The organism is Pseudomonas sp. H3(2019) (genome assembly GCF_007713465.1).
Lineage (GTDB): Bacteria > Pseudomonadota > Gammaproteobacteria > Pseudomonadales > Pseudomonadaceae > Aquipseudomonas.
Genome location: NZ_VMSG01000033.1, coordinates 18,350 through 35,810, shown reverse-complemented (window position 1 = coordinate 35,810; position 17,461 = coordinate 18,350). Strand labels below are relative to the sequence as shown.

The window sequence follows — 17,461 nt, the reverse complement described above, 5'->3', positions numbered from 1 at the left end:
AAGATCTTTTGATGGTGATCTTAATTGGCCAAGGTCAAGCCATTGGCCGGCAACGGCAATGCGGTTTTGTAGCGCACCTGCTTCAGCGCAAAGCTTGAGCGGATGTTGGCGACGCCCGGGACCTTGGTCAGAAAGTCCATCATGAAGCGCTCCAGCGACTGAATGGTCGGCACCAGTACGCGGATCAGATAGTCCGGGTCGCCGGCCATCAGGTAACACTCCATCACCTCCGGACGGTTGGCGATGGCGGCCTCGAATTGCGCCAGCGCCTCCTCCACCTGTTTCTCCAGGCTGACGTGAATGAACACGTTGACGTGCAGCCCCAGCAGGTCGGCATCCAGCAGCGTGACTTGCTCACGAATCAGCCCCAATTCTTCCATGGCCTTGACCCGATTGAAGCACGGTGTCGGTGACAGATTCACCGAGCGTGCGAGGTCGGCGTTGGTGATGCGGGCGTTCTCCTGAAGGCTGTTGAGAATGCCGATGTCGGTACGGTCCAGTTTGCGCATAAGACAAAACAACCTGTTTTTTATGTTTATGCAGATTTTTTATCCTCAAATGACCTTAAGCGCAACGAAACAGAGATAAATATTCTTCTTGCCCCGGCCTATGATTGTTGTAGGACAAGATTTCTTCTACCCGAAGGATGACTGCCAGCTCACTACAAGAAATTCACAAGATCGAGCGTAGAAAGCCATGAACCAAGCGTACGAACCCCTGCGCCTGCACGTTCCCGAACCCTCGGGCCGCCCCGGCTGCAAAACCGACTTCTCCTACCTGCGTCTGACCGATGCCGGTACGGTGCGCAAACCCCCAATCGACGTAGAACCCGCCGAAACCGCTGATCTGGCCAAGGGCCTGATTCGCGTGCTCGACGATCAGGGCAATGCCCTCGGTCCGTGGGCAGAAGGCGTGCCCGTGGAAATCCTGCGTAAAGGCATGCGCGCCATGCTCAAGACGCGGATTTTCGACAACCGAATGGTAGTTGCCCAACGTCAGAAAAAGATGTCGTTCTACATGCAGAGCCTTGGCGAAGAAGCCATCGGCAGCGCCCAGGCCCTGGCCCTGAACATCGACGATATGTGCTTCCCCACCTACCGCCAGCAAAGCATTCTGATGGCCCGCGAAGTGCCACTGGTGGACCTGATCTGCCAACTGCTGTCCAACGAGCGCGATCCGCTCAAAGGCCGCCAGTTGCCGATCATGTACTCCGTTAAAGACGCCGGCTTCTTCACCATCTCCGGCAACCTCGCCACCCAGTTCGTGCAAGGCGTGGGCTGGGGCATGGCCTCGGCGATCAAGGGCGACACCAAAATCGCCTCGGCCTGGATCGGCGACGGCGCCACCGCTGAATCCGACTTCCACACCGCCCTCACCTTCGCTCACGTTTACCGCGCGCCAGTGATCCTCAACGTGGTCAACAACCAGTGGGCGATCTCGACGTTCCAGGCGATTGCCGGTGGTGAAGCCACCACCTTCGCCGGTCGTGGCGTCGGCTGCGGCATCGCCTCCCTGCGGGTCGATGGCAACGATTTTGTCGCGGTGTACGCCGCCTCTGCCTGGGCCGCCGAACGCGCCCGCCGCAACCTCGGCCCGACCATGATCGAATGGGTCACCTACCGCGCCGGCCCGCACTCGACGTCCGATGATCCTTCCAAATACCGCCCCGCCGACGACTGGAGTCACTTCCCGTTGGGCGACCCGATTGCACGCCTCAAGCAACATCTGGTGAAAATCGGTCAGTGGTCCGAAGAGGAGCACACCACCCTCAGCGCTGAACTGGAAGCCGAAATCATCGCCGCACAAAAAGAAGCCGAACAGTACGGCACCTTGGCCGGCGGCCAGATTCCGAGCGCTGCGACCATGTTCGAAGACGTCTATAAAGAGATGCCGGAGCACTTGAAGCGCCAGCGTCAAGAGTTGGGGATCTGACATGAACGATCACAACAATAATATTCAGTTGGAAACCGCCATGACCACAACCACCATGACCATGATCCAGGCCCTGCGCTCGGCCATGGACGTGATGCTCGAACGTGACGACAACGTCGTGGTGTTCGGCCAGGACGTCGGTTACTTCGGCGGCGTGTTCCGTTGCACCGAAGGCCTGCAAAGCAAGTACGGCACCTCGCGGGTGTTCGATGCGCCGATCTCTGAAAGCGGCATCGTCGGCGTCGCGGTTGGCATGGGCGCTTACGGTTTGCGGCCAGTGGCCGAGATCCAGTTCGCCGATTACGTCTACCCGGCCTCGGACCAGATCATTTCCGAAGCGGCCCGCCTGCGCTATCGCTCGGCCGGCGAGTTTACCGCCCCGATGACCCTGCGCATGCCTTGCGGCGGCGGCATCTACGGCGGCCAGACCCACAGCCAGAGCATCGAGGCGATGTTCACCCAGGTCTGCGGCTTGCGCACGGTCATGCCGTCCAACCCTTACGACGCCAAAGGCCTGCTGATCGCCTCCATCGAGAACGATGACCCGGTGATCTTCCTTGAGCCAAAGCGCCTGTACAACGGCCCGTTCGACGGCCATCACGACCGCCCGGTAACCCCGTGGTCGAAACACCCGGCCGCGCAAGTGCCGGACGGCTACTACACCGTTCCGCTGGACGTCGCCGCCATCACCCGTCCGGGCAAGGACGTGACCATCCTGACCTACGGCACCACCGTGTATGTCTCACAAGTGGCCGCTGAAGAAACCGGCATCGACGCCGAAGTCATCGACCTGCGCAGCCTGTGGCCGCTGGACCTGGAAACCATCGTCAAATCGGTGAAGAAAACCGGCCGTTGCGTAGTCGTCCACGAAGCGACCCGTACCTGCGGTTTCGGCGCCGAACTGGTCGCGCTGGTTCAGGAGCATTGCTTCCATCACCTGGAAGCGCCAATCGAGCGTGTGACCGGTTGGGACACCCCCTACCCGCATGCGCAAGAGTGGGCGTATTTCCCAGGCCCGTCCCGTGTGGGCGCGGCGTTGAAACGGGTCATGGAGGTCTGAATGGGCACGCACGTTATTAAAATGCCGGACATTGGCGAAGGCATTGCAGAAGTTGAACTGTCGGTATGGCACGTCAAGGTCGGCGACATGGTCGTCGAAGATCAGGTACTGGCCGATGTGATGACCGACAAGGCGATGGTCGACATTCCGTCCCCGGTGCATGGCAAGGTGATCTCCCTGGGCGGTGAGCCCGGCGAAGTCATGGCCGTCGGCAGCATACTGATCAGCATCGAAGTGGAAGGTGAAGGCAACGTCAAAGCGTCGTCTCAGCCAGCGCCGGTTGCACAAGCAGCGAAGCCTGCCCCAGTCGCCGCACCGAAAGTCGAAGCCGTGATTGAAAGCAAACCCGCCGCACCGGCTCGCCCACCGATGGTCGCTCGCGAGGCCGATGAGCGTCCGTTGGCCTCCCCGGCCGTGCGCAAACACGCGCTGGATGCCGGCATTCAATTACGTCTGGTCCGTGGCACCGGCCCTGCCGGGCGGATTCTTCACGAAGACCTCGAGGCCTATCTGGCACAAGGTCAGTCGAACGCATCGAGCACCGTGACCGCATACGCCGAACGCAACGACGAACAGCAGATCCCGGTGATCGGCATGCGTCGCAAGATCGCCCAGCGGATGCAGGATGCGACTCAGCGTGCTGCACACTTCAGCTACGTCGAAGAAATCGACGTGACGGCGGTGGAAGAACTGCGGGCCCATCTGAATGAAAAGCACGGCGCGACTCGCGGCAAGCTGACGTTGCTGCCGTTCCTGGTCCGCGCCATGGTCGTCGCCCTGCGCGACTTTCCGCAGATCAACGCCCGTTACGACGACGAAGCCCAGGTCATCACCCGCCTCGGCGCGGTGCATGTCGGCGTCGCAACCCAAAGCGACATCGGTTTGATGGTGCCGGTGGTGCGTCACGCCGAGGCTCGCAGTCTGTGGGACAGCGCCGCAGAAATCTCCCGTCTGGCCACGGCTGCGCGCAATGGCAAAGCCAGCCGCGATGAACTGTCCGGCTCGACCATCACCCTGACCAGCCTCGGCGCCTTGGGCGGCATCGTCAGCACTCCGGTGCTGAACCTGCCGGAAGTGGCGATCGTCGGCGTCAACAAGATCGTCGAGCGGCCAATGGTGATCAAAGGCCAGATCGTGATTCGCAAGATGATGAACCTCTCCAGCTCCTTCGATCACCGAGTGGTCGATGGTATGGACGCGGCGCAATTCATCCAGGCCATTCGTGGCTTGCTCGAACAACCCGCCACGCTGTTTGTGGAATAAGCATTTGTGGAGCAAGGCATGCAACAGACTCTGAACACCACGCTGCTGATTATCGGCGGCGGCCCCGGCGGCTATGTAGCGGCGATCCGCGCAGGTCAGCTGGGCATCAGCACCATTCTGGTCGAGGGCCAGGCGCTCGGCGGCACCTGCCTGAACATCGGCTGCATTCCGTCGAAAGCGCTGATCCATGTGGCCGAGCAGTTCCATCAGACTCAGCATCACAGTCTGCATTCGGCCCTCGGGATCAATGTCTCGGCGCCGACCCTGGACATTGGCAAAAGCGTCGAATGGAAGGACGGCATCGTTGATCGCCTGACCACCGGCGTCGCGGCGCTGCTGAAAAAGCACAAGGTCCAGGTCATTCAAGGCTGGGCCAAGGTTATCGACGGCAAAACCGTCGAAGTCGGCGACACCCGTATCCAGTGCGAGCACCTGCTGCTGGCCACCGGTTCGAAAAGCGTCAACCTGCCGATGCTGCCGATTGGCGGGCCGATCATCTCTTCCACCGAAGCGCTGGCGCCGAAAAGCGTACCAAAACGGCTGATCGTGGTGGGTGGCGGCTACATCGGGCTTGAGCTGGGCATTGCCTACCGCAAGCTCGGCGCCGAGGTCAGCGTGGTCGAGGCGCAGGATCGGATTCTGCCGGCCTACGACGCCGAACTGACCCAACCGGTCAACGAAGCACTCAAGCAACTCGGCGTGAAGCTTTACTTGAAGCACAGCGTCGAAGGCTTTGATTCACAAGCCAATACCTTGCAAGTGCGCGACCCGAACGGTGAAACCCTGAACCTGGCCACCGATCAGGTGCTGGTGGCGGTTGGGCGTAAACCCAACACCCAGGGCTGGAACCTTGAAGCGTTGAAGCTGGACATGAACGGCTCGGCGATCAAGATCGACAACCGCTGCGCGACCAGCATGCGCAACGTCTGGGCCATTGGCGACCTGAGCGGCGAGCCGATGCTCGCCCACCGTGCCATGGCGCAGGGTGAAATGGTCGCCGAACTGATCTCGGGCAAACACCGCGAGTTCAATCCCACCGCCATCGCCGCCGTGTGCTTTACCGACCCGGAACTGGTGGTAGTCGGTAAAACCCCGGATGAAGCCAAAGCCGCTGGCCTGGATTGCATCGTGTCGAACTTCCCGTTCGCTGCCAATGGCCGGGCGATGACCCTGGAATCGAAAAACGGCTTCGTGCGGGTGGTTGCGCGGCGTGACAATCATCTGATTGTCGGCTGGCAAGCGGTCGGTGTCGGGGTGTCCGAATTGTCGACGGCGTTCGGCCAGTCCCTGGAAATGGGCGCACGCCTGGAAGACATCGCCGGCACCATCCACGCCCACCCGACGTTGGGTGAAGCGGTGCAGGAAGCAGCATTGCGAGCATTGGGGCACGCGTTGCACCTGTAACAGTCGGCCCCTGATCGTCTGATCGTTCCCACGCTCTGCGTGGGAATGCAGCCCGGGACGCTCTGCGTCCCGACGCCGAGCGTCCGTTGAGGCGTTACCACGCGGAGCGTGGGAACGATCACCAACTGCTACGAAGGGATCAAATTCCGGGCTGCGATTTCGGCCCGGAATGAAGTATTGTTGTCCCCATCCAGAAAAACGTCAGAAGCCTTGAACCGTTCAGGCGATTGTTAAGTGATAGAGGGTGTCATGGGAAACGAAAGCATCAATTGGGACAAGCTGGGTTTTGACTACATCAAGACAGACAAGCGTTATCTGTCGTACTGGCGCAACGGTTCCTGGGATAAAGGCACTTTAACCTCCGACAACGTGCTGCACATCAGTGAAGGCTCGACCGCCCTGCACTATGGCCAGCAATGCTTCGAAGGCATGAAGGCCTATCGTTGCAAGGACGGTTCGATCAATCTGTTCCGCCCGGATCAGAACGCCCTGCGCATGCAGCGCAGCTGCGCTCGCCTGCTGATGGCGCCAGTGGAAACCGAAGACTTCATCGAAGCCTGCAAGGCCGTGGTCCGTGCCAACGAGCGTTTCATTCCGCCATACGGCACTGGCGGCGCGCTGTACCTGCGTCCGTTCGTGATCGGCGTGGGTGACAACATCGGCGTGCGTACTGCCCCCGAGTTCCTCTTCTCGATCTTCGCCATCCCGGTCGGCGCCTACTTCAAGGGCGGCCTGACCCCGCACAACTTCCTGATCTCCAGCTACGACCGCGCCGCCCCACAAGGCACCGGCGCAGCCAAGGTCGGTGGCAACTACGCCGCCAGTCTGATGCCCGGCTCCGAGGCCAAGAAGGCGCATTTCGCCGACTGCATCTACCTGGACCCGATGACCCACACGAAAATCGAAGAAGTCGGCTCGGCCAACTTCTTTGGTATCACCCACGACAACAAATTCGTCACGCCGAAATCCCCTTCGGTATTGCCAGGCATCACCCGTCTGTCATTGATCGAACTGGCAAAATCGCGTCTGGGTATGGAAGTCATTGAAGGCGACGTGTTCATCGACAAGATCGGCGACTTCAAGGAAGCCGGCGCCTGCGGCACTGCTGCGGTGATCACACCAATCGGCGGCATCGAGTACAACGGTAAACTGCACGTGTTCCACAGCGAAACCGAAGTTGGCCCGGTCACCCAGAAGCTCTACAAAGAGCTGACCGGTGTACAAACCGGCGACATCGAAGCGCCAGAGGGCTGGATCGTCAAGGTCTGATCCAGCGCTTGCGGCACTGAAAAGCCCACCCATCGCTTACGCGGTGGGTGGGCTTTTTATTGGTTGGCGTCTACATCGAGCCGGGCAAACAACCACTCCAGAAATACCTGAGTCTGCGCCGTCACATCGGGCGCGACACCGTAGTAGTAACGCGGCAGCGGCATACGCAAATCGGGCAATGGGCAAATCAGACGGCCGCTCGACAGGTCATCGCCCAGCAACGAGGCCGGACACAAAGCTATACCCTGTCCCTCCACAGCAGCCCGAAGCACCGGCTGCATATGATCGAACTGCAGCGTTACCTGAATCGAAGACTGCGTTTCGCCAAACAGCAGGGCCCAGTTATGCCAGTCCTCACGGCGGGTCTTGGCGGTCAGCAAGGTATGCAGGCTCAGGGCGCTCAAATCGTCGAGCGGCAGACGCTTGATCAACGAAGGCGCCGCAACCAGCAGCAGTTCGTCTTCAAACAGTACCTGCGCGTGAATGTCCGGTGCCCAGCCGTCGCGGCCACGTCGAATAACGACGTCAAACCCGTCTCGTGCGTGATCGGGCGCCAGCGTGGACGTGACCACCTCAGGTTTTATCTCCGGGTGCAGCGCCATGAAGTCCGCCAGCCTGGGCGTCAGCCAGCGCTGGGCAAAGGTCGGGCGGACGTTGATCTTCACGGTACGCAACGAGGCGTGTTGTTTGAGTGCCGCGGCGGCGTTGGCAATCTGTGACAGCCCTGCGCTGACCTGTTCATAGAAGCTCAGTCCCGCCGGGGTCAACACCGATTGCCGGATGCGCCGCTCGAACAGCAGCACACCGAGGTGCTCCTCAAGCCGTTTGATATGCCGACTGACAGCACTGTGGCTGACATGCAGTTCCTCGGCCGCGAGGCTGAAGCTCTGATGACGAGCGGCGGCGGCAAAGGCGCGAACCGCATTCAAGGGAGGGAGTTGATTAATCATGCGTCTAATTTAGTCACATATGCCGTGCAATTAAAGCGTTTGTCACGCCTTCTTCGTCACGCCAATCTGCGGGCACGCAGCCGATGCCACCTGATGGAGTGAGAGATGAATAGCTACGGATTGTTTTTACTGTTCGCCGCCCTGACCATTCTGAGTCCCGGGCCGGGTGTGGTGCTGACGCTTACCAACGCCCTGCGCCATGGCTGGACCGGCGCGCTGCCGGGTATCCTGGGCATCGCCCTGGGGGCGTTTGTCGTCGCCGGGATCAGCGCGACCAGCGTGGGCCTGATCCTCGCGACCTCCGCGAACGCGTTCACCGTGCTGAAATATGCCGGTGCCGCATACCTCTTGTACCTGGGTTACAAAAGCTGGCGCACCGATCGTTTCATCCCTGAGCGTGAAGTGAACTCATCCAGCCCCGGGTATCGCTTCGTCGAAGCGGCGTCGATCCAGCTGTTGAACCCAAAAGCCGTGTTCTTCTTTCTGGCGGTGTTCCCGCAGTTCATCGACACTTCGGCGCACTACTACAGCCAGTTTTTTACCCTGCTCAGCTCCTACAGCTTGCTGGTGATCGTGATCCACACCAGCTATGCCTTGCTCGCCAATGCCGCCAAAGGCTGGCTGTCGAGCCAAAAAGGCTCCTGGCTGGCGGCGAAGGTGTCAGGCGTTACCTTCGCCGGCTTTGGCGTGCTGATGGCCTCGGCCAGCCGATAGCGAAACCACCGTTATGGCGAAGAAGTAACGACCGAGCGACGGCCTGACGCAGTGGCCTCCTGTAGGTTCACCTTCGCCAGCACCGGCAGTTCAATCGCGAATCTGGCCGTGATCTCTTTGCGTCCGGTCGCCGTCAATGCCAGCGCCCGGCTGTCCAGATCCTGTGTCAGCCATTTACGCTTGATCACCGTTTGCAGCAACGCCGCGCCCAATGAGCCGCCTAGATGGGGGCGGCGCATGCTCCAGTCCAGACAGGAACAGGCAAAACGTCGGCGCAGGCTGCTCAGGGTGCTCACGTCGATGCCCAATCCTTCGAAAAACCGCTCCCCGGTTTCACTCAACCCATACTGTTGATCACCCTGCTCCGACAGCACCAACCAACCCGCGTCCAGCATCCGGTCATGCAGCAACACGGCCAAGGTGCCGGCCATATGGTCGTAGCAGGTGCGAGCAAATTGCAGGCGATCCGGGGTTCGGGGAGTAAAAGTTGGCGCTGCGTTTTGACCGATCACCATCAGCGCTTCCAGGGCTTGGGCGACCCGTTGGTCCGCCAGGCTGTAATAACGATGACGGCCCTGAACATGTAGCCGCACCAAGGCAAGTTCCTTGAGTTTCGCCAGATGAGCACTGGCGGTGGAGGCACTGACGTCGGCGATCACTGCCAGTTCGGTACTGGTGCGTGCGTGGCCGTCCATCAGCGAGCAGAGAATCTTCGTCCGGGCCGGCTCGGCAATCGCCGCCGCCACTTGCGAAACGCCAATGTCGTGTTGTTCAACGTTCATATTTCGCTCCCGGACGAATCGTCACCCTGCTGGACTGGAGATAGTAGCAACACTTTTCACCCACGAATAAGGCAGCGCTTCATGGACCCGATCATCGCCGCGACACATACCGATCCCTACCCTTATTACGCCAGCCTGCGCGCCGACGGCGGCCTTTCATTTCATCAAGGACTGGGTCTATGGGTGGCCAGCAGCGCCCAGACCGTAGCCGCCGTGCTGGCTCATCCTGACTGCAAGGTCCGGCCGACCCACGAACCGGTGCCCAACGCCATTGCACAGGGTTACGCCGGCAAGGTGTTTGGCCAGTTGATGCGAATGAATGATGGCGAACGCCAGCGCTGCCCGAGGTCGGCCATACAACCTGGACTGGAAGTGATCGACACCGACGAGGTCGGCACACTGGTTCGCGCCCGGTTGATCAGCCCATTTGCTGACGGACTGCACAAGGCAATGTTCATGGGCCCGGTTTGCGTGGTCGCTGCGCTGCTCGGCTTTACGCCAGCCGAAGGTCGAACGCTCAGCAATCTGACGGCTGATTTCGTCGCGTGCCTGTCACCTCTGAGCAGCCCGGCCCAGCTGGACACGGCCCATGCGGCGGCGGAACAGTTGAACGGTTACTTCAAAGAACGCCTCAGCGCGCAGGATCACCAAAGCCCTCTACTTGAAGGGATTCGTCAACGCATGGAAGACCCCGACACCCTGCGCGCCAACCTGATTGGCCTGCTTTCCCAGACCTATGAGGCCACTGCCGGGTTGATCGGCAACGCCGTGCTGGCATTGATCCGCAATCCGCCGCTCAAGGCTGAAATGCAGCGCGACCCGGCGCGAGTCAAAGACCTGTTGGCGGAAGTCCAGCGCCATGACCCTTCGGTCCAGAACACCCGTCGTTTCGTCAGCGCGCCTTGTGAAATCGACGGTGTGAGTCTCAAACCCCGCGATGTCATCCTGGTGCTGCTGGCCTCGGCCAACCGCGACCCACAGCTCAACGACAACCCGGACGCCTTGATCCTCGACCGCCCGACCCGCCGCAGCTTCACCTTCGGCACCGGCCGTCATCAATGCCCCGGCCAGACACTGGCCTTGAGCATCGGCAGCGCCACGCTCGCCGAAATCCTGACGCACAACGGTTTGCTGGATCAGCTTGCCTGGGATTACCGCCCGTCCCTGAACGGGCGTATTCCGGTGTTTCGCGAGCGGTAGGAGGTTCAGCGATGATCGTGATGATTTTCGAAGCGTTGCCTCATGCGGAACAAGGACGCGCATGGCTCGTAGCAAGGACATACCAAGAGTCTGGGCCCCTCCGTCGGGTGACGGTCATCACCGCACCTCTAGATACGAAAGATCATGGTCATTACGTTCTGCTGGGCGGCCGGGACGTGGACGAACATGGCCAAGTACCACTCAAGAAAATCAGTGGAACTGTGCCCGCCAACATTGGCTCTTTGACGTTAGGCGCAGCAGCTATCGCCTCAGCAGGCACAACCGGCCCGGCAACTTCGGCAATTAGCGTGGGCAGCGTGGCGGGTGCTGGCTCCATCAAGCCTGGGTGACAGCGCTCTATACACGGAAGAGCAACTCAGAACACTCAAACAAGCCCGTACACGTGTTCGATTGCGTGTCGAAGAAAACGCCGACGGAACCCTAAAAGGTTACGGCTACAACACCCAGAGTCGCCGTGAATGGGAGTTCATCCCTGTTGTCACGTTTAGGGCCCAAGGCTCCCGGCAGGTGGCCGATTTAGGTGATGGCATTACCTTGACCTGGACTCCGGCTGTCACTCCGGACAATACCTTGACAATCCCTGCTCTGGAGGGAGCACCACAAGCGCCACAAATCTGGATTTACCCGCCTACGCAGGCGGCTGACAACATCATCGTGAACCCTGTCTATCCGCCTGAATACAAAGACTTCATTTTAGTCTTCCCGGTGGATTCCGGTATTCAGCCGCTTTATATCGTCATGAATATGGAGTTCGACGCGGCTGATTACCATGGCAAAACGGACAACCCGGTAAAGAGCAAAGGGCCGGTCAATGGACAGGAAGCGCTAGATAATTCTGTGCAAGTAAAACCGACATCACCGCGCCGAATTGGCGTTGATCCAGGCACCAAGGAGTTTGTGGTCTTCGACCGAACAGGAGGAGACGTCTATCACGGTCACGTAAGGTCGTGGGATAAACTCCACCAAGATATGAAAAATGCTCTGATCAAAGCCGGAACGGTCGACAACAAAGGCAACATTCAGGGAGTTAAAAAGTGAGCCTGCTCTATCAAGATCCATCGATGAACCATGACAAAGCGAGCACTCTTCTTGCTGAAGGAAAGGAAACGGATGTCATCGCCGCCCTGATCTCTATCGGTCTTAACGAGCCAGATGGAGCGTGGGCTCAGAACACTTGCCTGCACTATCTGAACAGTGAGAATGAAAATGTTGCATCAGCGGCCATCACAGCCCTAGGTCATGTGGCACGCCGACACGGTCAACTGGAGATAGAGAAAGTACTCGCGGCCTTTGAGCGTGCGAAGGCGCGATTCCCCTCTCTTGAACCTGTCATCTCGGACACACTTGAAGACATCGAGTTATTTACCTGACGTACTGCCAGGTAAATGCCCATAGCAGTGTCCTCAAGCGTTGCGATATTCAATCGTCAGGTGTGACAGCTCATGGACCGGTGCCAGTCGTTCGCGGATGGCATCGGCCGTGACGGCTGCCGAGGTCACGACGCTGACAATCGCTGCCCGGGCCTGTGGGCCGACGCGCCAGACATGCAGGTCGGTGATGCTGACATCGCCTGTCGACTCAAGCAGCTCACGAACTTCGGCGGCGACGTGTTCATCGGTCGTGTCCAGCAGCACTGCGGCGCTGTCTCGCATCAAGCCATAGGCCCAATTGGCGATCACGATCGCGCCGACGATACCCATCACCGGGTCCAGCCAGACCCAGCCCAGATAGCGACCGGCCAACAACGCAGCAATTGCCAGCACGGAGGTCATCGCATCCGCCAGCACATGAACATAAGCCGAACGCAGATTGTTGTCGTGATGATGGCCATGATCGTGATCGTGACCGTGACCGTGACCGTGACCGTGGTCATGATGCGCAGAGTTGCCGGCCAGTAAAAGTGCACTGACGATGTTCACGGCCAAACCCACCACCGCGATCAATGTCGCTTCGGTGAAGGCTACGGTAGTCGGTTGAAACAGCCGCATGATGGACTCTGCGGCAATGACGATCGAGACCAGCCCCAGCACCATGGCCGAGGCGAAGCCCGCCAGATCCCCTACTTTGCCCGTACCAAAGCTGTAGCGCGCATTACCGGCGTTGCGTCTGGCAAACCCGTAGGCAATTGCGGTAATGCCCAGCGCACCGACGTGGGTGGCCATATGAAAACCGTCCGCCAACAGCGCCATGGAACCGGTGATGTAACCGGCGGCGATCTCGCCCACCATCATGACGAACGTCAGCGCGACGACCCACAATGTACGCTTGGCATTCTCATCGTGGGTGGCGCCCAGGAACATGTGATCGTGGGAATAACCTGAAACCTGAGGTGAACTGCTCATGGGGTGCATGACCTTCAATTTGAGTAACGACGAATGGCTTGCAGCAAGTCTTCAAGGCCTTCGGCGCGTTCTTGATCGCTGAGCTCGGGGCTGGCCACGTGTTCACGGGCGTGGGCCTCGATGAACTGATCCATCAGACCGTTGACCGCGCCACGAATCGCCGCGACCAGATGCAGGGTTTTGGCGCAGTCGGCTTCCGACTCCAATGCCCGCTCGACGGCTTGAACCTGGCCGGCAATACGACGAACCCGCTTCAGCAGATCGTCTTTGTGTTCGTGAATGTGCGACATACCCATACCCCCTATACCTATCTACGGAAAGGATAGTCGTCGATCACGTCACCATTGGCAACCCTGTATTCACCCAATGGTCAGCAACGGTCAGTCGTCGCGCGTCAGCACTTCGAGCAATTCAATCTCGAAAATCAGGTTGGAATCAGGCGGGATAGCGCCCATCGAGCGCTCGCCATACGCCAAGTGCGCCGGCACCAGCAACTTGCGCTTGCCGCCGACCTTCATGCCCATCAAGCCCTGATCCCAGCCCTTGATCACTCGGCCGGTACCGATCACGCATTGAAAGGGTTTGCCGCGCTCCCAGGAAGAATCGAACGGCGTACCGTCCTCCAGAAAACCGCGGTACTGGGTGGTAATCAAGGCACCTTTAACGGCCGCTTTTCCGTCGCCCACTTCAAGGTCGATGACCTGCAATTCTTCGTTCATTACTGCTCTCTCGTTCACGATGACCCTAAACATGGCCCGCGTTTTCTCAGATTTCGCGCTGCTGGGCAATCCTGTTGGAGATGCTGTTGCGGATGATGACTCAACGCTCAATCGGCATGACCGCCAGAACCTGCCCGTTGCCGGTATGCACCAGCATGTACTTGTCGTTGACTTGCACCCACTGGCTCTGGCTTTGCGGGGTGTTCAACCCGCGTTTTTTCCAGTCGACCAGGGCTTTTTCACTGCGTGTGTAGACGTCCGGTGCTCGGTCGCCGACGTGCAGGTTGCGGGCGTTGACAGGCGCTGCCTGGACGATGGTTTGCAGGGTATCGGCAGCCAGGACCACTGGGCAGATAACGACAAGACTCGCAAGCAGCGCCATGGCAGCCAGATTTCTTTGATGCAGCATCGGTATTGCTCCTGTGAATTGGTGGCACCTGCTCTGGGACCGCGATTGCGTCCGGTCATTCGAAACGCTCACACTTCACTGTAGCGATGATTCTGCGATTGATCTCACCGCAGTGATAATCCACACGCATCAATAGATGCTAAATATGCACTTATCATATCGATCGACCTGCCCCAGTATCCCGCCCTAATAAGATCCATGCGCCACGTTGCGCATGTCATAAAAAGCGCGGGAGACACAACATGCAGGCTACAACCCATCCGCCAGCGACATCCGCTCGCAGCAAGGCCAGTGCGATTTTCCGGGTCACCTCGGGCAATTTCCTGGAACAGTTCGACTTCTTCCTCTTCGGTTTCTACGCCACCTATATTGCGGCGGCGTTCTTCCCTGCCAGCAGCGAATTCGCCTCGTTGATGATGACCTTCGCGGTGTTTGGCGCAGGCTTCTTGATGCGGCCGTTGGGCGCAGTGATTCTCGGTGCCTACATCGATGATGTCGGCCGCCGAAAAGGGTTGATCGTCACCCTGTCGATCATGGCCAGCGGCACGATTCTGATTGTGCTGGTGCCCGGCTACGAGACCATCGGCCTGTTTGCCCCGGCGCTGGTGTTGATCGGCCGTCTGCTTCAAGGCTTCTCCGCTGGTGCGGAATTGGGCGGCGTGTCGGTGTACCTGGCGGAAATCGCCACGCCGGGCCGCAAGGGTTTTTTCACCAGTTGGCAGTCGGCCAGCCAGCAAGTGGCAATCGTCATGGCCGCCGCACTGGGCTATGCGCTGAACCAATGGATGCCGGCGACAGTGATTGCCGACTGGGGCTGGCGCATTCCGTTTTTCGTCGGCTGCATGATCGTGCCGTTCATTTTCCTGCTGCGGCGCAATCTTGAAGAAACCGCAGAGTTCGCCGCGCGCCGTCACCGCCCCACCATGCGTCAGGTGTTCGGTACTCTGCTGCAGAACTGGCAGATCGTGATCGCCGGGATGCTGATGGTGGCACTGACCACCACCGCGTTTTACCTGATCACCGTGTACGCACCAACCTTCGGCAAAACCGTGCTGCACCTGAGCACGGCCGATGCGTTGCTGGTGACCTTGCTGGTCGGCGTGTCGAACTTCTGCTGGCTGCCAGTGGGTGGCGCGCTCTCGGACCGCATCGGTCGGCGCCCGGTGTTGCTGGCCATGACCTTGCTGACGCTGGCCACGGCCTATCCGGCGTTGTCGTACCTGGTCCAGGCGCCGAGCTTCATCAACATGCTGCTGGTGCTGCTGTGGTTGTCGTTCATCTACGGTTTGTACAACGGCGCAATGGTTGCAGCGCTGACCGAAATCATGCCGGTGGAAGTCCGTGTGGCCGGTTTCTCCCTGGCCTACAGCTTGGCGACCGCGGTATTCGGCGGCTTCACTCCGGCGATTTCGACCTTCTTGATTCAGTACACAGGCGACAAGGCCTCCCCGGGTTACTGGATGAGTTTCGCCGCATTGTGTGCATTGTGCGCAACGCTTTACCTGTACCGGCGCTCGACCGGCCGTCTACAAGCCACCGGGCAATAAGCCCCTGACAGAGAGGTATCGATGAAGACATTACTGAAGCTCGCGGCGCTGACCCTGATCGGCGCCCTGGGCCTGAGTAGCACTGCCCAGGCTGAAGAACTGCACGTGATGACCTCCGGCGGCTTCACGGCCGCCTATAAAGTGCTTGGTCCGAAGTTCGCCGCCGCCACCGGCAACACGCTCGATACGGCGCTCGGCCCGTCGATGGGCAAGGCGCCTGAGGCGATCCCCAACCGGTTGGCCCGTGGCGAGCACGCCGATGTGGTGATCATGGTCGGTTACGCTCTGGATGAGTTGATCAAGCAAGGCAAGGTCTTGCCCGGATCACGGGTTGAACTGGCCGATTCGCGAATTGGTCTGGTGGTGCGCGAGGGTGCGGCGAAGCCGGACATCAGCTCGGTCGAGGGGCTGAAGGCGACATTGCTCAATGCCAAATCCGTGGCCTATTCCGACAGCGCCAGTGGCGTGTACATACAGGATCAGCTGTTCAAGCGCCTGGGTATCGAGCCGCAGCTCAAAGCCAAATCGACCATGGTGCCGAAAATCCCGGTGGCTTCTGTGGTTGCCACAGGTGACTACCAGCTGGGTTTCCAGCAGGTCAGTGAATTGCTCCCGGTGCCCGGCGTGACCTTCGTCGGCAAGATTCCGGAATCCGTGCAGTCAGTGACACGCTTCGCCGCTGGCATCCCGGTTGGCGCGCAACATCCGGTGCAAGCCAAAGCCTTGCTCGACTACCTCGCCTCCCCGGCCGCCCAGCCAGAGGTCATGGCGACCGGACTGGACTCGGTCAGCCAGTAAGCCCGGCGCCGGCCTCAGCCGATCTAGGCTGAGGCCGGTTTGACCTTCATTTCAAAGACCGTTTGCATCGTAGTCACCGCTTGTAGAAAATCATCGTCTTTTTGCACGAATGGATACGCGCATGAAGTTCGAGAAGACCACGCAGTACAGGTCCGAGGAAGGGATCGTCTTCAATCTGTCTCAAATCACCCTCATGGAAAGCGACCGAGGTCGCCTGCGCGAGCTGCACTTTGGCGAAGCGAAACGCGCCCATTACCAAGTCAACAGCATGGTCGTCGACATGTACGACCGAATGCAGGCTCGAAACCTGCCATGCCTGCTGACAGTCTGCATTTCCAATCCCCTCACCCGGCAGCAGGCCGATGCTATCAGCACCATGCGCGGCAACGTCGCCAAGGGAATTGCTGCGGCCTCAGGTGGCGTTGCCGGGAGGGTAGGTGCGTTGGGCGGGCCGCTCATTGGCTGGGCTTCAGGTGCAGTCGTGACGACAGGTGTCAACTGGTACCTCAAAGGGGCCCTGCCGAACCTGCATGCAGGTGACGTACTGGTCAGCATCGAGGGAGAGGTCCATGGCGGGATTGGCCCACAGCGCTCTGTCGTGACGCTGGTCATCAAGGTCTGAGGAACTGCACATGCCCTACATCATGCAAACTGTCGTCCTTCTGGTGCTGGGCGCGATCCTCGTTCAGTTTCTGAAACCATACCCGCTGCGCAAGTGGCTGGGTTTGGCGCTGCTGGCAACGGGCTTGGTCAGCATCTTCAAGGTTGGTGAGCAGCAGGTGCTGGGCTTTGACCTGGAGCTGCTAGCACTGCTGGCCGTGCCGCTGGGCGTGGTGCTTTTCCTGACGCGGCGGCGGTTCACGGAGGGGGACTGAAGCCCTGGCACGATTTCTCGGTGCCGTCTCTGACCCAAAATCATATGGGACAACAGTCGATCAACAGCGCGTTGATCGATGATCTTAGCGTTGGACCTTGCCGGCGGATTGGAGGTTACTTTGAACATACTGGTAACTCCTAACGTAGGTTAGATGCCGCCAAAATCACTGCTAAA

The 17,461-nt window shown here is 59.6% G+C and carries 19 protein-coding genes and 1 pseudogene; 13 read left to right on the top strand and 7 right to left on the bottom strand.

Features of this window, described 5'->3' with window-relative positions; translation table 11 throughout:
* Positions 1-20: 20 nt before the first annotated feature.
* Positions 21-509: a Bkd operon transcriptional regulator BkdR gene (bkdR, locus tag FPT12_RS25310; protein ID WP_019690099.1), complete on the bottom strand. Its 489-nt coding sequence runs from the start codon at positions 507-509 to the stop codon at positions 21-23.
* 187 nt (positions 510-696) lie between these two features.
* Between bkdR and FPT12_RS25305 the strand changes: the two genes are divergently transcribed.
* The 5 genes from FPT12_RS25305 to FPT12_RS25285 all read left to right on the top strand — a co-directional run bounded on the left by FPT12_RS25305 (position 697) and on the right by FPT12_RS25285 (position 6,928).
* Positions 697-1,932, top strand: a complete 1,236-nt coding sequence (locus tag FPT12_RS25305) for a 3-methyl-2-oxobutanoate dehydrogenase (2-methylpropanoyl-transferring) subunit alpha (RefSeq protein WP_145021634.1) — start codon at positions 697-699, stop codon at positions 1,930-1,932.
* A 1-nt stretch (position 1,933) separates the two neighbouring features.
* The gene (locus FPT12_RS25300) at positions 1,934-2,992 is read left to right on the top strand and encodes an alpha-ketoacid dehydrogenase subunit beta (RefSeq protein ID WP_145021622.1); all 1,059 of its coding nucleotides are present in this window, start codon (positions 1,934-1,936) and stop codon (positions 2,990-2,992) included.
* On the top strand, positions 2,993-4,255 hold the full coding sequence (locus tag FPT12_RS25295; protein ID WP_145021613.1) for a dihydrolipoamide acetyltransferase family protein: 1,263 nt from the start codon (positions 2,993-2,995) through the stop codon (positions 4,253-4,255).
* Positions 4,256-4,273: 18 nt separating this feature from the next.
* Entirely contained in the window at positions 4,274-5,659 is a 1,386-nt protein-coding gene (gene lpdA / locus FPT12_RS25290; protein WP_145021593.1) for a dihydrolipoyl dehydrogenase, read from the top strand.
* A gap of 249 nt (positions 5,660-5,908) precedes the next feature.
* On the top strand, positions 5,909-6,928 hold the full coding sequence (locus FPT12_RS25285; RefSeq protein WP_145021560.1) for a branched-chain amino acid aminotransferase: 1,020 nt from the start codon (positions 5,909-5,911) through the stop codon (positions 6,926-6,928).
* Positions 6,929-6,984: 56 nt separating this feature from the next.
* On the opposite strand, the gene FPT12_RS25280 is transcribed toward FPT12_RS25285, so the two are convergent.
* A complete protein-coding gene (locus FPT12_RS25280) occupies positions 6,985-7,878 on the bottom strand; it encodes a LysR substrate-binding domain-containing protein (protein ID WP_145021550.1) in 894 nt (297 codons plus the stop codon).
* A 105-nt stretch (positions 7,879-7,983) separates the two neighbouring features.
* On the opposite strand from FPT12_RS25280, the gene FPT12_RS25275 reads away from it, so the two are divergent.
* A complete protein-coding gene (locus tag FPT12_RS25275; protein ID WP_145021547.1) occupies positions 7,984-8,592 on the top strand; it encodes a LysE family translocator in 609 nt (202 codons plus the stop codon).
* A gap of 11 nt (positions 8,593-8,603) precedes the next feature.
* Here the strand turns inward: FPT12_RS25275 and FPT12_RS25270 are convergent, their stop codons facing one another.
* Entirely contained in the window at positions 8,604-9,374 is a 771-nt protein-coding gene (locus FPT12_RS25270; RefSeq protein WP_145021544.1) for a helix-turn-helix transcriptional regulator, read from the bottom strand.
* 81 nt (positions 9,375-9,455) lie between these two features.
* On the opposite strand from FPT12_RS25270, the gene FPT12_RS25265 reads away from it, so the two are divergent.
* From FPT12_RS25265 to FPT12_RS25255, 3 genes and pseudogenes are all read left to right on the top strand, one after another.
* Positions 9,456-10,574: a cytochrome P450 gene (locus FPT12_RS25265; protein ID WP_145021541.1), complete on the top strand. Its 1,119-nt coding sequence runs from the start codon at positions 9,456-9,458 to the stop codon at positions 10,572-10,574.
* 137 nt (positions 10,575-10,711) lie between these two features.
* Positions 10,712-11,633 (top strand): annotated as a pseudogene (locus FPT12_RS25260) (S-type pyocin domain-containing protein); the annotation flags it as partial.
* A complete protein-coding gene (locus FPT12_RS25255) occupies positions 11,630-11,965 on the top strand; it encodes a hypothetical protein (protein ID WP_256676855.1) in 336 nt (111 codons plus the stop codon). The pseudogene FPT12_RS25260 and the gene FPT12_RS25255, both read left to right, overlap by 4 nt.
* A gap of 33 nt (positions 11,966-11,998) precedes the next feature.
* On the opposite strand, the gene dmeF is transcribed toward FPT12_RS25255, so the two are convergent.
* The 4 genes from dmeF to FPT12_RS25235 form a co-directional block, all read right to left on the bottom strand.
* On the bottom strand, positions 11,999-12,937 hold the full coding sequence (gene dmeF, locus FPT12_RS25250) for a CDF family Co(II)/Ni(II) efflux transporter DmeF (RefSeq protein WP_145021538.1): 939 nt from the start codon (positions 12,935-12,937) through the stop codon (positions 11,999-12,001).
* Between the two features lie 14 nt (positions 12,938-12,951).
* Positions 12,952-13,227 (bottom strand): metal/formaldehyde-sensitive transcriptional repressor, encoded by a 276-nt coding sequence (locus FPT12_RS25245; protein ID WP_145021535.1) that lies wholly within the window; start codon positions 13,225-13,227, stop codon positions 12,952-12,954.
* 90 nt (positions 13,228-13,317) lie between these two features.
* Complete coding sequence (locus FPT12_RS25240; protein WP_145021532.1) at positions 13,318-13,656, bottom strand: FKBP-type peptidyl-prolyl cis-trans isomerase; 339 nt, start codon at positions 13,654-13,656, stop codon at positions 13,318-13,320.
* Between the two features lie 100 nt (positions 13,657-13,756).
* Positions 13,757-14,065 (bottom strand): RcnB family protein, encoded by a 309-nt coding sequence (locus tag FPT12_RS25235; protein WP_145021529.1) that lies wholly within the window; start codon positions 14,063-14,065, stop codon positions 13,757-13,759.
* Positions 14,066-14,307: 242 nt separating this feature from the next.
* Here FPT12_RS25235 and FPT12_RS25230 point away from each other — a divergent pair, with 242 nt between their 5' ends.
* The 4 genes from FPT12_RS25230 to FPT12_RS25215 all read left to right on the top strand — a co-directional run bounded on the left by FPT12_RS25230 (position 14,308) and on the right by FPT12_RS25215 (position 17,285).
* On the top strand, positions 14,308-15,612 hold the full coding sequence (locus FPT12_RS25230) for an MFS transporter (RefSeq protein ID WP_145021526.1): 1,305 nt from the start codon (positions 14,308-14,310) through the stop codon (positions 15,610-15,612).
* A 21-nt stretch (positions 15,613-15,633) separates the two neighbouring features.
* Complete coding sequence (locus tag FPT12_RS25225) at positions 15,634-16,410, top strand: substrate-binding domain-containing protein (RefSeq protein ID WP_145021523.1); 777 nt, start codon at positions 15,634-15,636, stop codon at positions 16,408-16,410.
* Positions 16,411-16,531: 121 nt separating this feature from the next.
* On the top strand, positions 16,532-17,032 hold the full coding sequence (locus FPT12_RS25220) for a hypothetical protein (RefSeq protein WP_178098894.1): 501 nt from the start codon (positions 16,532-16,534) through the stop codon (positions 17,030-17,032).
* Positions 17,033-17,042: 10 nt separating this feature from the next.
* Positions 17,043-17,285: a hypothetical protein gene (locus FPT12_RS25215; RefSeq protein ID WP_054594326.1), complete on the top strand. Its 243-nt coding sequence runs from the start codon at positions 17,043-17,045 to the stop codon at positions 17,283-17,285.
* Positions 17,286-17,461: the final 176 nt, after the last annotated feature.

What these genes read in the sequence shown, in the direction of transcription:
- bkdR (WP_019690099.1), bottom strand. Translation starts at nt 509, where the DNA reads ATGCGCAAACTGGACCGTACCGACATCGGCATTCTCAACAGCCTTCAG.
- FPT12_RS25305 (WP_145021634.1), top strand. Translation starts at nt 697, where the DNA reads ATGAACCAAGCGTACGAACCCCTGCGCCTGCACGTTCCCGAACCCTCG.
- FPT12_RS25300 (WP_145021622.1), top strand. Translation starts at nt 1,934, where the DNA reads ATGAACGATCACAACAATAATATTCAGTTGGAAACCGCCATGACCACA.
- FPT12_RS25295 (WP_145021613.1), top strand. Translation starts at nt 2,993, where the DNA reads ATGGGCACGCACGTTATTAAAATGCCGGACATTGGCGAAGGCATTGCA.
- lpdA (WP_145021593.1), top strand. Translation starts at nt 4,274, where the DNA reads ATGCAACAGACTCTGAACACCACGCTGCTGATTATCGGCGGCGGCCCC.
- FPT12_RS25285 (WP_145021560.1), top strand. Translation starts at nt 5,909, where the DNA reads ATGGGAAACGAAAGCATCAATTGGGACAAGCTGGGTTTTGACTACATC.
- FPT12_RS25280 (WP_145021550.1), bottom strand. Translation starts at nt 7,878, where the DNA reads ATGATTAATCAACTCCCTCCCTTGAATGCGGTTCGCGCCTTTGCCGCC.
- FPT12_RS25275 (WP_145021547.1), top strand. Translation starts at nt 7,984, where the DNA reads ATGAATAGCTACGGATTGTTTTTACTGTTCGCCGCCCTGACCATTCTG.
- FPT12_RS25270 (WP_145021544.1), bottom strand. Translation starts at nt 9,374, where the DNA reads ATGAACGTTGAACAACACGACATTGGCGTTTCGCAAGTGGCGGCGGCG.
- FPT12_RS25265 (WP_145021541.1), top strand. Translation starts at nt 9,456, where the DNA reads ATGGACCCGATCATCGCCGCGACACATACCGATCCCTACCCTTATTAC.
- dmeF (WP_145021538.1), bottom strand. Translation starts at nt 12,937, where the DNA reads ATGAGCAGTTCACCTCAGGTTTCAGGTTATTCCCACGATCACATGTTC.
- FPT12_RS25245 (WP_145021535.1), bottom strand. Translation starts at nt 13,227, where the DNA reads ATGTCGCACATTCACGAACACAAAGACGATCTGCTGAAGCGGGTTCGT.
- FPT12_RS25240 (WP_145021532.1), bottom strand. Translation starts at nt 13,656, where the DNA reads ATGAACGAAGAATTGCAGGTCATCGACCTTGAAGTGGGCGACGGAAAA.
- FPT12_RS25235 (WP_145021529.1), bottom strand. Translation starts at nt 14,065, where the DNA reads ATGCTGCATCAAAGAAATCTGGCTGCCATGGCGCTGCTTGCGAGTCTT.
- FPT12_RS25230 (WP_145021526.1), top strand. Translation starts at nt 14,308, where the DNA reads ATGCAGGCTACAACCCATCCGCCAGCGACATCCGCTCGCAGCAAGGCC.
- FPT12_RS25225 (WP_145021523.1), top strand. Translation starts at nt 15,634, where the DNA reads ATGAAGACATTACTGAAGCTCGCGGCGCTGACCCTGATCGGCGCCCTG.
- FPT12_RS25220 (WP_178098894.1), top strand. Translation starts at nt 16,532, where the DNA reads ATGAAGTTCGAGAAGACCACGCAGTACAGGTCCGAGGAAGGGATCGTC.
- FPT12_RS25215 (WP_054594326.1), top strand. Translation starts at nt 17,043, where the DNA reads ATGCCCTACATCATGCAAACTGTCGTCCTTCTGGTGCTGGGCGCGATC.